6 protein-coding genes are annotated in these 13,631 nt (G+C 69.1%); all 6 read left to right on the forward strand.

Features of this window, described 5'->3' with window-relative positions:
* The first annotated feature begins 219 nt into the window (after positions 1–219).
* Positions 220–1,362, forward strand: a complete 1,143-nt coding sequence (locus RUH65_RS12790) for an adenylate/guanylate cyclase domain-containing protein (RefSeq protein ID WP_396180227.1) — start codon at positions 220–222, stop codon at positions 1,360–1,362.
* A gap of 196 nt (positions 1,363–1,558) precedes the next feature.
* Entirely contained in the window at positions 1,559–7,732 is a 6,174-nt protein-coding gene (locus RUH65_RS12795) for an Ig-like domain-containing protein (RefSeq protein WP_313817906.1), read from the forward strand.
* A gap of 72 nt (positions 7,733–7,804) precedes the next feature.
* Entirely contained in the window at positions 7,805–8,881 is a 1,077-nt protein-coding gene (locus RUH65_RS12800; protein WP_313817908.1) for a MoxR family ATPase, read from the forward strand.
* Between the two features lie 16 nt (positions 8,882–8,897).
* On the forward strand, positions 8,898–10,289 hold the full coding sequence (locus RUH65_RS12805; protein WP_313817910.1) for a DUF58 domain-containing protein: 1,392 nt from the start codon (positions 8,898–8,900) through the stop codon (positions 10,287–10,289).
* Between the two features lie 23 nt (positions 10,290–10,312).
* Entirely contained in the window at positions 10,313–12,838 is a 2,526-nt protein-coding gene (locus tag RUH65_RS12810; RefSeq protein WP_313817912.1) for a transglutaminase domain-containing protein, read from the forward strand.
* 8 nt (positions 12,839–12,846) lie between these two features.
* On the forward strand, positions 12,847–13,631 hold a 785-nt coding region (locus tag RUH65_RS12815), incomplete at its 3' end, for an RDD family protein (RefSeq protein WP_313817914.1).

Below are 13,631 nucleotides of genomic sequence, written 5' to 3' on the forward strand. Positions count from 1 at the left end.
CACCGGGATCGGTACCCGGACGAATGATGAGGGGTGGCTACCGTGGCTGAGTACACCGGTCCGATGGACGACTGGGACGACCTGCCCGCAACGACGTCCCTGGATGACCACGGCGATCTGGGCCTGCTGACCGAGGGCGTCCAGCCCATGGCCGGTCAGCCGTCCGGGTCCGCCCCGGCGGATGGCCCCGCAGATGCTCCCTTGCGGCGGACCGCTCAGATGGATCAGGTCCCCCCGGACGGCGTGGAACGCCAGGCCAGGCCGCAGCCGGCCCCGGACACCACCACCACGTCCGCGCTGGCCCTGGAGGACGAGCAGGAGGTCTCCACGTGGACGCAGGCGATCTCGGCCCTGGAGAAGGACCTGCTGGGCGGGCCCCGCTCGATGACCCGGCGGGACATGGCCAGTGAACTCGGCGTCTCCCTGATCTCGGCCCGCAAGCTCTGGCGCGCCCTGGGCTTCCCCAATGTCAAGGACGAGGACCGGGCTTTCACGCAGCAGGACACGGACGCGATCGGCACCATGATCGACCTGGTCCGGCGCGGCATCCTCAACGAGGAGACGGCCATCTCCCTGACCCGCTCCATCGGCCAGATGACGGACCGCATGGTCGTGTGGCAGATCGAGGCCCTCGTGGAGAACAAGATCAGTGAGGGCATGACGGACCCGAGCGCCCGCCGCGAGGTGGTCCGCATGCTGCCGGAGATCATCGAACCGCTCGAAGAGGTCATGGCCTACTCTTACCGGCGGCAGCTCAACTCGGCCCTGCAGCGGCTCACCGTCCGGGTGGAGGCGGGGCTTGCGGCCAGTGCCGTCGGCCGGGACGGCTCTGAGGACGATGCCCCGCTGCCGCTGGCCCGGGCGGTGGGCTTCGCGGACATGGTCTCCTACACCTCTTTATCCCGGCAGATGAACGAGCGCACCCTGGCCCAGATGGTGCAGCGCTTCGAGAACAAGTGCGCCGAGATCATCTCGATCGGCGGTGGCCGGCTGGTCAAGACGGTCGGTGATGAGGTGCTGTTCAACGCCGAGACGCCGGAGGCCGGGGCCCAGATCGGTCTGGCGCTGGCACAGGCCATGGCGGACGATCCCGTGTTGCCCTCGTCCCGCGTCTCCGTGGTGTGGGGCCGGGTGCTCTCCCGGCTGGGGGACATCTACGGCCCCACCGTGAACCTCGCCTCCCGGCTGACCGCGCTCGCGGACCCCGGTACCGTCCTGGTGGACGCGATGACGGCCATGGCCCTGGAGGCGGACGATCGGTTCGTCCTCGTCCCGCAGCCCCCGCGGATGGTCCGTGGATTCGGCGAGATCCGGCCGTCCATCCTCATGCCCGGCTCCGGTAACGGTCTTGTGGTCGATTGACCTCGGCCGGAGGCAACCGACGCACATGGGGAGAACTACCCATCCCCTCAGGCCTATTTCAGGTTTGCGCCGTCGGCTGAACCGCTAGACTCCCGTGGAGTGGTCGCTGTGCCGTTGGCGCGCAGAACGGACCGTGATTTCACCATCGGGGGACAAAAACGTGGGGACAGGTTTCGGCGCCGGGCGCCAAGGCGCGTTGAAGGCAACGGCGTTCGTTGGTGTCTCCGCCGTGGCGGTGACCGGCGCCATCCTCTATCCGGGGTTCCAGACCGCGGACGTCGATCTCAATGACGGCGGCGTGTGGGTGGTCAACGCGGCCGAGAACAAGGTCGCCCACCTCAACTACCAGTCACAGACCCTCGACGGCGGCGTGGCCACCACCATGACCGAGTTCGACCTGGCGCAGCACGCGGACCAGGTCTACCTCCGGGACCTCGAGATGGGGGCCGCCACCACCGTGGATCCGGCCGCCTTCGTGCTCTCCGACGAGACGATGCTCCCGGCCAATTCCTCCTTCTCCTACGGTGAGAGGATCGTGGCCGTCTCGGACTTGGAGCAGGGCCGGGTCTACGCGGCCACCACCCAGAACCTCGGGGCCATCGCCTCCGAGTCCGCGGACCCCTTCTACGAGGGGGAGGGCCGGGTGCTCTCGGCCGTGGGCCGCGATGACACGGTCTGGGTGGCGGACCTGGACGCCAACCTCATCAAGGGTTTCCGCCCGCTGACGGACGAGGAGCTCCGGGAGCAGTCCGATCAGGACAGTGCGACCGAAGAGGTCGGGGACGGCGAGACCCCGGCGGACGAGCAGGATTCAGAAAGTGCATCGGGCGCCCCGGAAGACAACGACGACGGCGCGGACGGTGACCCGGCCGGCTTCCGGGAGGTCTCCTCCACCGAGATCGACGGGCTCGCCGGGATGGCCGAGCCACAGATCTCGGCCGTCGGGGAGACGGGCGTCGTCTTCGATGCGGCCTCCGGCACCCTGGTCACCTCCGAGGGCGAGGCCTCCAGCGTCGTCGATCCGGCCGAGGGAAAACTCCAGGCGCCGGGACCGGAGGCGGCCGGGGCCGTCGTCGCGCTCGCCAACAAGACCGCGACCGTGCCGCTGGACGGTGGGGAAGCGCAGTACACCACCGTGGAGACCACCGGTGCCCCGATCCAACCAGTGCGCGTGGGGACCTGCACGCATGCGGCCTGGCAGGGCTCCGGCCTGTACCAGCGTGACTGTGACGACGACTCACGGGACACCACAGAACAGATCCCCGAGATGCCGGCCGAGGCCCAGATGGTGTTCCGCGTCAACCGGGACGTGGTGGTGCTCAACGACGTCTCGGAGGGCAACACCTGGCTCGTGGCGGACGGCATGAAGATCGTCAACAACTGGGCGGACCTGGAACCGCCGAAGGGCGAGGGCGAGCAGGAGGAAGAGGAGTCGGACGAGATCACCGACTCCATCGAATTGCCGGACCGCCAGGAGGAGAACCAGAAGCCGGTCGCCGAGGACGACACCTTCGGCGTCCGTGCCGGGCGCACCACCGCCCTGCCGGTGCTGTTCAACGACGTGGACCCGGACGGTGACCTGCTGACGGCGGAACTGGCCGGTGACCAGCCCGAGACCGGGACCCTGCAGGAGATCTACGACGGCACGGGCTTCCAGATGGTGGTCCCCGAGGACGCGAGCGGTTCCTCCGCCTTCACCTACACCGCGGACGACGGGCGCGGGGGCACCGACCAGGCCCAGGCCACGGTCCGCGTGGTCCCGGAGAAGGAGAACAGCAAGCCCGTCCAGGAACGCGTGACCACCCTGCGGGTCCAGGCCGGCACCGAGGTCTCGCAGAACATCCTGACGGACTGGAAGGACCCGGACGGGGATGACCTGCAGTTGATGGGGGCGGTCTCCGAGGACGGTGACGTGGTGCGGGTGCGCCCGGACGGAGTACTGACCTTCGAGGACGTCGGCAAGACCGACGGCACCAAGGAACTGGAGATCACCGTCTCCGATCGCCGCGAGTCGGAGACCGGCCGGGTGGTCATCGAGGTGCTGCCCAAGGGCGCGGCCCCGCCGATCACCGCCACGGACCACGTGACCGTCAACGTGGGGGAGGAAGCCACCTTCTCGCCCCTGGAGAACGACTTCGACCCGACTGGAACCGAGCTGCGCCTGGCCCATGTGGATCCGATCTCCGGTGCGGACGTGGACATGAACAGTGACACGGGCACCGTGTCCTTCCGCTCGGACCAGGAGAAGACCTTCTACCTGAAGTACGTCGCCACCAACGGGCCGGCCTCCGCCCCGGGGCTGATCCGGGTGGACGTCAAGGACCCGGACAAGAACACCGGTGCTCCGGTGGCGGTGCGTGACGTGGCCCTGCTGCCCGCCAACGGCGAGGTGCTGGTCAACATCCTCGGCAACGACTCCGATCCCGAGGGCGGCGTGCTGGTGGCCCAGCAGGTGGACGTGCCGCAGGACGCCCCCTTCAACGTCTCGGTGGAACGCAATGCCGTCCTGCGCGTCACGGACCAGCAGGGACTGACCGAGCCGGTGACGTTCACCTACACCGTCACGAACGGCACGGCCGCCTCGAAGGGTGAGGTCACCGTCATCCCGATCCCTGCGCCAGAGTCCATGGAGCCGCCGCGGCCCAATCCGGACACCGCCGTGGTGCGGGCGTCAGACGTGGTCACCGTGCCGGTCCTGGACAACGACGTCCACCCCAACGGCGCCGAACTCACCCTCGAGCCCGAGCTGGCCGAGGGCGTCGACGAGACGGACGGCCTCATCTCCGTCTCGGACAACAAAATCCGGTTCCGTGCCGGCGAGGAGGCCAAGACCGTCTCCGCCGTCTACACCGTCTCCGGACCGGATGGTCAGCAGGCCTCGGCCCGGGTGACGTTCCACATCAACGCGCTGGACCTAGAGAACAACTCACCGCCGTCGCCGGAGACGGTGGAGGGCCGTGTGTTCTCCGGCGAGACCGTCGCCATCCCCATCCCGCTGGACGGGATCGACCCGGACGGGGACTCGGTGTCCCTGGTGCAGCTGGAGAATCCGCCCACCAAGGGGTCAGCCAAGGTCACGGCCAATTCGATCGAGTACACGGCCACGGCCGGTTCCACCGGTACGGACGTGTTCACCTATGTGGTCGAGGACCGTCTCGGTGCCCGCTCCACCGGGACGATCATGGTCGGCATCGCCCCGGTGGCGCAGGAGAACACTCCTCCCGTGGCGGTCAACGACTCGATCCAGGTGCGCCCGGACCGGCCCGTGGCCGTGGACGTGCTGTCCAATGACACGGATGCGGACGGGGACGAGCTGAAGTTCGTGGACACCTTGGAGGCCACCGAGGGATCGGACGCCGCCCTGGTGGACGGCCGGATCCTGCTGACCTCGCCGCCCGATGCCGGCTTCACCTCCGTCCGTTACACGATCACCGACGGCCGTGGTGGCCAGGACACCGGAACGCTGACGGTCGAGTCGGACCCGAATGCACCGCTGCGTGCGCCGATCGCCCGGGATGACCGCGTCTCCTTCCGCGAGACCGTGGACCAGGACCAGGTCACCGTGGACCTGCTGAAGAACGACGAGGACCCGGACGGCACTCCGGACGACCTGACGGTGGACCTGCCGGAGAACCCGGAGGGCGTGAGCCTCACGGAGGACAACCAGCTGGTGGTCCCTGTGCAGTCCAACCCGCAGGTGATCACCTACCGGCTCACGGACGCCGATGAGCTCTCCGCCTACGCCTTCGTGATCGTCCCCGGAGCCGGTGAGGCCCGACCGACGCTGCGCTCGGAAGCTCCGATCGAAGTGATGGCCGGAGAGGAGTTGCCCCTGAATCTGGACGACCTCGTGGTGGTCCGGGACGGCACGTCGCCGCGCCTCACCGAGGAGTCCAAGGTGACCTCGACGCCGGAGTCCGAGGGCGGCCTGGTCAGCTCCGCCACCGAGCTGGTCTTCACCCCGCCCGCGGACTTCACCGGGGCCGCCTCCGTGACGTTCGAGGTGACGGACGGCTCCGGACCGGATGACGCCGAGGGCCTGAAGGCGGTCCTGACCCAGCCCGTGCGCGTGTTGCCGCGCCCGGAAGAGAACAATCCGCCGCTGTTCCAGTCCAACACCATGGAGGTGTCCGCCGGCGGCGATCCGGCGACCCTTGATCTGGCCCAGGCCGCCTCCGACCCGGACCCGGACGACGCCGAGAACCTCATCTTCGCGCTGGGGGAGTCCTCCATCGAGGGCCTGGATGTCAACCTCGAGGGGTCCGTGCTCACCGCCAGCGCCGGGGCGGACACCCCGAAGGGCACCCGCGGCACCGTCCAGGTGACCGTGACGGACGGCAAGTCCGATCCCGTGCCGGCTCAGGTGACCCTCACGGTCAACGCCTCGGACCGACCCCTGACAGTGGCGAACCCGGACACCGTGCCGGACGCCCACCAGGGCCGGTCCGAGACCATTCCCGTCCTCGCAAACGACGTGAATCCGTTCGAGGGCGAGGGCGAGCTCCAATTGGTGGGTACCGAACTGGCCGGCGGAGCGGGCGAGGCCGTGGTTTCCGGTGACTCGGTGGTGGTCACCCCGGATGAGAACCTGGTCGGCCAGATGACGGTCCAGTACACCGTCCAGGACATGACCGAGGATCCTGACCGCCACGTCCAGGGCACCATCACGCTGAACGTGAAGGGCGCCCCCGAGGCTCCCGGGATACCGCGCGTGGATTCCGTGGGTGACTCCGAGGTCGTGCTGACGTGGGACGCTCCGGCCAACAACGGTGCGGCCATCACCGGTTACACGGTCACGGCAGATGGCGTGAATCAGGAGTGCGCGGCCACCACGTGCACCATCTCCGGGTTGACGAACAACCAGGAGTACACCTTCGCCGTCACGGCCACGAACGAGGTCGGCGAGTCCGATCCCTCGGTCTCCTCCGCGCCGGCCCGGCCGGACGTGGAGCCGGAGCAGCCGGCCCCGCCGACGGGCACGGACGGGGACAAGAAGATCGATCTGACGTGGACCGCGCCGGTCAACCGGGGTTCGCCCATCACCTCGTACACGGTGGAGATCTCCCCGGCACCCGCGGGCGGTGTGACGCAGAAGTCCGTCTCCGGGACCTCCACCACGTGGGAGGGGCTGACGAACGGCACCGCCTACCAGTTCCGGATCCAGGCGGTGAATGACGCGGATAGGCCCAGCGAGTTCTCCGGCTGGTCGTCCTCGATCACTCCGGCCGGGGTGCCCCTGCAGCCTCTGGCCCCCTCGGCCTCCCGGGCTGAGTCTGCCGTCAACGGCGGTGTGGCCAACGTGCGGTGGAGTGCGCCCAACAACAATGGTGCGACCATCTCCCGGTACGACCTGCTGGTCTACGAAGGCGGGAAACTGGACCGGACGATCGGTGGTATCAGCGGCACCTCCCAGCAGGTCACCGACCTGAAGACCACGTCGTCCTACTCCTTCGCGGTGGTGGCTCACAATCGGGTCGGTGCCTCGGACACCTCGCCACGCTCTACTGCGGTGACGCCCTACGGACGGCCGAAGGCGCCATCCAAGCCCTCGATCGATGCCACTGGCAAGAACAACACCATCACCGTGGACTTCAGCCCCGGCTCGGCCAACGGCTCGCCGATCACCGGATACCAATACCAGGTGAGCGGCGGCAGCTGGAAGTCCCTCAGTGGGCCCGGCAGCACCATCAACGTGGGCAGCAACGGCAAGAACGTCACCGTTCGGGTCCGCGCTCAGAATGCGGCCGGTGCCGGTGACGCCTCGGACTCGTCCAACCAGGAGAGTGCCTATGGCCCGGTAACCAACGCCTCGAACATCAAGGCCAACGGCGGTGAGCGGAAGGTCGACTTCAGCTGGAACTCCAATGCGTCGGCCTATGCCAACGGGCGGCCGGTCACGGTGACGGTCTCCATCTCCGGCTCCGGTGGCACGCCCAATGACGGCTCACAGAGTGTCAGCACCGGTTATTCGGAATCCCGCACCATCACCGTCACGGCGACGCCGAGCGAGGGAGAGGCCAAATCGTGGACCGGTAGCGCCGAATCCAAGCCGGCGCCACCGCCGCCTCCGCAGCCGAAGGTCATCCTGCGTCCTGGCTCTCCCGTCAGCGAACCAGGGTGCAACATCGACTGCCGGAGGTTCGATGTGGAAGTCCAGGACTTCCCCGCGGGCAACCACGAGGTGCAGTGCTGGACCAGCAACGGTGGTGCGCACCGCTTCAACAACAGCACGCACTCCATCTCCGTGCCCTCGAGCGGGAGCGCCCGCAAGATGATCAACTGCTGGCACGGCGGCTGGCCCGGTAGTCCGGGCATGCGGGTCTGGGCCAAGGTCGGCGGCACTGACTCGGGCCAGATCCACCCCTGGTAGCACCGTGACCTTCCGGTCACCATCTCAACCACCACTCAGCACACTGAAGCCCCATGAAAGCGAGCAGTACCCATGACCATGACCACCGAACAGGCCGAGTGGTTCGCCGGGACGTTCGAGAAGATCTCGGACAACATCGGCCAGGCCATCCTGGGCAAGGAAGACGTCATCTCGCTGGTCCTCACGGCCATGCTCACGGATGGCCACGTCCTGCTCGAGGATGCCCCGGGCACCGGCAAGACCATGCTCGCCCGCTCGCTGGCCGCCACGGTCAAGGGCACCCACTCGCGCATCCAGTTCACGCCGGACCTGCTGCCCTCCGATGTCACGGGTGTGACCATCTATGACCAGAAGTCGCAGGAGTTCGAGTTCCACCAGGGGCCGATCTTCGCGAACATCGTGCTGGCCGATGAGATCAACCGCGCCTCACCGAAGACGCAGTCGGCCCTCCTGGAGGTCATGGAGGAGGCCCGGGTGACCGTGGACGGCGTCACCTACACCAATGAACGCCCCTTCATGGTCATCGCGACCCAGAACCCCATCGAGCAGGCCGGCACCTACAAGCTCCCCGAGGCCCAGCTGGACCGCTTCCTGATCAAGACCTCGATCGGCTACCCGGACCGCGAGTCCACCGTGGAACTGCTCTCCGGCGCCGCCACCAAGGACCGCTCCGGCGCCCTGACCCCGATCATCACCACCCAGGCCATCCAGGACATGACCGAGCTGGCCACCACGGTGCACGTGGACGGGGCCGTGCTGAACTACATCGCCGAGCTGACGGAGGAGACCCGCCTGGCGGACGAGACGCGGCTGGGTGTCTCCGTACGCGGGGCCATGGCCATGGTGCGCGCGGCCAAGGTGCGCGCCGCCTCCTACGGCCGCAATTACGTGCTGCCGGACGACGTCAAGGATCTCGCCCCGCACGTGTGGACCCACCGGCTCGTGCTGGACCCGGAGGCCGAGTTCGCCGGGGCCACCTCCCAGGCCGTCCTGACGCGCGTCCTGGCCACCGTCGGCGCCCCGCAGCACCGGTCCGAGGCCCCCGAGCCGGCCGCCGCCATGGCGTCTGGCCCGGCTGCCGGCTCTACCGCCATGGAGGCGAACGAGGACACCGTGTACCGCGGCGGTTCGTCCGCCTCCGGGGCCTGAGAGGCTCCCGCACCACATGAGTACGCAGTCATCACCCGAAACGCGGCGTTCGCGGCGCTCCGCCAAGGCCACAGGGCGCCGTGGTCCGGCACCCGCGGCCACCCCACAGCCGCAGGGCCCCTCGAAGTCCTCCGAACGGGCCGGCAAGGCAGCGGTGCAGCTGCAGGACCGCTGGCGGCGCCTGCGGGAGACGACGGCGGTCACCACCGAGCCGGCCCGCGAGGCCGCGACCGGGTGGTGGGGAAAGCATGTCCAGCCCGTCCTGGAGATCATCTCCCCGTTGGGATGGCTCGTGCTGGTCATCACCGTCGGGTCCTGGATCGCCGGACTCGTCTTCGGCTGGGCCGAGGCCATCGTGGCCGGTCTGGTGGGCGTGTTCCTGCTGCTGCTTGCCATCGGGTTTATCCTGGGCCGGTCCTCCTACCGGGTGGACCTGGACCTGGCGCGGTCCCGCGTGGCCGTGGGTGACCGTGCCGTCGGTGCGATCGAGGTGACCAACACGGCGGACAAGGCCTTGATGCCGGCCGCCATGGAACTTCCCGTCGGCCGGGCCACCGCCGTCTTCCAGTTGCCGCGCATGCGCCCGGGCGCCGTGCACGAGGACCTCTTCACCATCCCCACGCATCGCCGTGCGGTCATCACGGTCGGTCCCGTGCGCTCCGTACGCCAGGATCCGCTGGCCCTGCTGCGCCGCCAATTGAAGTGGACCGAGCCGGAAGAACTGTACGTCCACCCGAGGACGGTGGCACTGCAGGGTTCCTCGGCCGGGTTCATCCGTGACCTCGAAGGCCTGCCCACCCGTGACCTGTCCAGCGCGGACGTCTCCTTCCACGCGTTGCGCGATTATGTCCCCGGAGACGATCGCCGCCACATCCACTGGAAGACGGTGGCCCGCACCAACAAGCTCATGGTGCGCCAGTTCGAGGAGACCCGGCGCGCACACCTGGCCATCGCTTTGTCCACGAGCACGTCCGAGTACGCCACGGAGAACGATTTCGAGCTCGCGATCTCGGTCGCGTCCTCCATCGGGCTCGAGGCCTTCAAGGAACAGCGCAACCTGTCCATCCGCACCCATGCCGGCCCGGTCCACACCGAGACGGGGCGCAACATGCTGGATGACATGACCCGGATCGAGGGCAAGCCCCTGCGCAAGACCAGTGTGGACGTGGCTCGCGAGACCGCCGACCACGTGCCCAACGCCTCCGTGTTCTTCCTCATCACCGGGGATCAGCCGACCGCAGGAGACCTCCGCAAGGCCACCAACCACGTGCCTCCGGGCGTGCGCGCGTTCGCCATCCGCTGTGCCCACGGCCTGGAGACCCAGCGCGCCAACATCGGCGACCTCACCGTCGTCTCGATCGGCGACCTGCAGGACCTCGGGCTGGCCCTGCGCAAGGCGGCGGCATGATGGCCCGCGGCATGAGGAAGTCCATGCCCACCCTGCCGAAGCAGCCCCGCCAGAAGGGATTCAGGTTCGGCTTCTCCTGGGCCCAGATCGCGATCGACACAGCGGTGCTGATGGTGCTTCTCGGCCTCGGCCTGCTGGGCTTCCAGGACACCTTCGCCGGTGACTGGCATTACCTGGTGGCCGGATTCGGTGGCATCGTGCTCGGACTCGGCGTCGCCCTGGCCAGCGCCTACCTGCGCTGGAACGTGTGGATGACCACCGGTGCCGCCGTCCTGGGCTACCTCCTCTTCGGCTTCGCGCTGGCCGCACCCACTGAGGCAGCCGTCGGCTTCCTGCCCAGCCTGGAAGCACTCCTGGTCCTGGTGACGGGGCCCGTCACCGCCTGGAAGGACATCCTCACCGTGGCCGCACCGGTGGGCGTCAACGGCGGCATGCTCGTGGCCCCCTACCTGTCCGGGATGCTCACCGCCCTCGTGGCCGGACTTCTGGCCTGGCGCGTCCGCCTGCCCTACTGGACCGTCATCCCCGTGCTGGTGATGACCGTCGTCGGGATCATGTTCGGCACCAAGGACGCACCCATGGCCGTGGTGCGCGGAATGCTGCTGATCATGGCCGCCGTCGCCTGGCTCGCCTGGCGCCACCACCGCATGCGCGTACAGGGCACGCAGACCGGCGCCGACGCGGCGGACACCACCACCGTGTCCAACCCGGCGACCGCGCGCAAGATGGTGTGGCGCCGCGTCGGCATGGGAGCCGCCGTCCTCGCCGTCGCCGGCCTGCTGACCGCCTCCGCCTCGCCGCTGCTGCTGCAGGACCAGGACCGCAAGGTGCTGCGGGACGTCGTGGATCCGCCGATCGAGCTGTTCGACTACCCGAGCCCCCTGATGAAGTTCCGCCAGTACGTCAAGGACCAGCACGAGGAGGTCCTGTTCACGGTCGAGGGGCTGCCCGAGGGCCAACGGGTCCGCCTGGCCGCGCTGGACGCCTATGACGGCATGGTCTACAACGTGAACCCGCAGTCCGGAGGGAACTTCTCGCCCGTCGGTGATGCCTCCCGGCTCTCCGGCACCGCCGAGACCGAGATCCCGACCCGGGCCACCGGCACCCTGGACATCGGCATCGAGGCCTACAACGGGGTCTGGCTGCCCGGCGGCGGCAAGCTCAGCGGCGCCGTGCTGCAGGGACCGCGGGCGGACCAGCTCTCGACGTCGCTCTACTACAACGACGGCAATGAGACCGCCCTGTCCACCATCCCGCTGGAGGAGGGCGACTCCTACACCGCGGACGTGGTCTTCCCGGTGCAGGTGGCGTCCGAGGACCTTGAGGGACAGGACTTCGGCGAGATCGTCATGCCGGAGCTGACCGGCGTGCCGCAGATCGTCCCGGAGAAGGCCGCTGAACTGACGGGCAACCAGGACCAGCCCTTCGGCATCGTCAGCGGCCTGGCCTCCACGCTCCACGAGTCCGGTGCCTTCTCCAACGGCCGCGAGGGCGAGGTCACCTCCCTCTCCGGCCACTACGCCGGCCGCATCACCCAGTTGCTGGACGCGGAGCAGTGGATCGGCGATGACGAGCAGTATGCCGTGGGCATGGCCCTGATGGCCCGGTCCCTGGACATCCCGGCCCGCGTGGTCATGGGCTTCTACCCGGAGAACTACTCGGCGGACGGCGGCCCGATCCAGATCAAGGGCAAGGACGTCCACGCCTGGGTCGAGGTCAATTTCGCGAACGTCGGCTGGGTCGCCCTGGACCCCACCCCGGACAAGGACAACGTCCCCACGCCGCCGCAGCAGGAACCGAAGTCCACGCCCAAGCCGCAGGTGCTCCAGCCCCCGCCGCCCCCGCAGGAGCAGGCCGATCTTCCCCCGGACACGGCACCGGAGCCCCAGGACGCCGAGCAGGAGGAACGGTCCTGGTGGGACCAATGGGGCCAGATCGTCATGATCGTGGTCTACTCGCTGATCCCGCTGCTGATCCTGCTGATCCCGCTGCTCATCATCGCGATCCTCAAGGGCCGCCGCCGCAAGAGGCGGCGTGAGGCGCAGACGCCCGCCGAGCAGGTCTCGGGCGGCTGGTCCGAGGTGCTCAGCCTCGCCACGGACCTCGGTTCCGAACCCCAGCGTTCCGGCACCCGGCGCGAGCACGCCACGGAGCTGGCCGGGACATTCCCGACGGCGGCCGCCGGCACCACGCTGCTGGCCCGCCGCGCGGATCAGGCCGTCTTCGGCCCGGGGGAACCGAACGAGGCCCAGGTGGCCGACTACTGGGCGCGGGTCGACGAGAACATCGCCGGCATGCGCGGCTCGGTGAGCGGCTGGCAGCGGTTCCGGGCGAAGTACACGCCGCGTTCGCTCCTGCTCGAGGCCCGGGCCCGCCGCCGGCAGCGCCGCCAGCTGAAGAAACAGCAGCGCCAGGCGGACCGGGCCCGGACGGCCGAACGGCGCGGAGGCGACCGGACTGCCGAACGTCAGGCCCGCAGTGCCCGGCGTGGCGGCCGAAGCCGCGGAGTCCGTACAGTGGACCAGCAAGCTCGCGAGAAACAGGAATAAGGTACCCCGTGCAGAAAACCCTGAACCTGGTCAACGCACCGGCCGGCAAGCGCTTGGCGGCCTGGCTGATCGACCAGATCATTCCCGCGCTGGCCGTAGGCATCGCCACCGGTGCCACGTTCCCCGCGGTGCTGGACTCCGCCGGGGTGGCCCAACAGGAGGCGCTGGCCACCTACACCATGGCCCTGCTCATCGCCTCGGTGGTGTCCCTGGCCTACAACGTGTGGCTGTGGGGTTGGCAGGCGTCCGCGGGGAAGACCCCCGGCAACCTGGTTCTGGGACTGCGCGTCACCTCTGAGGAGGGCACGCCCGCCGGCTGGGGTGCGATCTTCCTGCGCTGGGTGATCATCTCCGTCAGCTGTATCGTCCCGGTGATCGGTCCGATCCTGATGCTGCTGTCCAACGTCTGGGACACGAACCACCAGCGCCAGGGCTGGCATGACAAGGTGGCTCGCACCCTCGTGGTGGACGTCAACACCGGCCGCAACCCGCTGACCAGCGGTGGCCTCTACGGCCCGTCCACCTTCGCGCCCGGCGCCCTGCAGCCCGGGGACCCCGGCCACCCGGAGACCGGTGTGTCCGTGCCGCCCGCCTCCCGCTGGCCGGCCTTCAACCCGGCCGTCGCCGCCGGTCCCATCACCTCCGTTCCCGGGGCAGGCCAGGCCGCCGCGACCGGGGCACCCCAGCCGAGCGCCCCGCAGCAGCCGGCCCAGCCGCCGTCGGGCCCCGTCCCCGGACCCGCGGCCGGCGCGCCGGCAGCGCCCCCAGCCCCCCCCGTTCAGCCGGCCGCCAC

The organism is Citricoccus sp., from assembly GCF_032154715.1.
In the GTDB taxonomy this organism is placed as follows: domain Bacteria; phylum Actinomycetota; class Actinomycetes; order Actinomycetales; family Micrococcaceae; genus Citricoccus.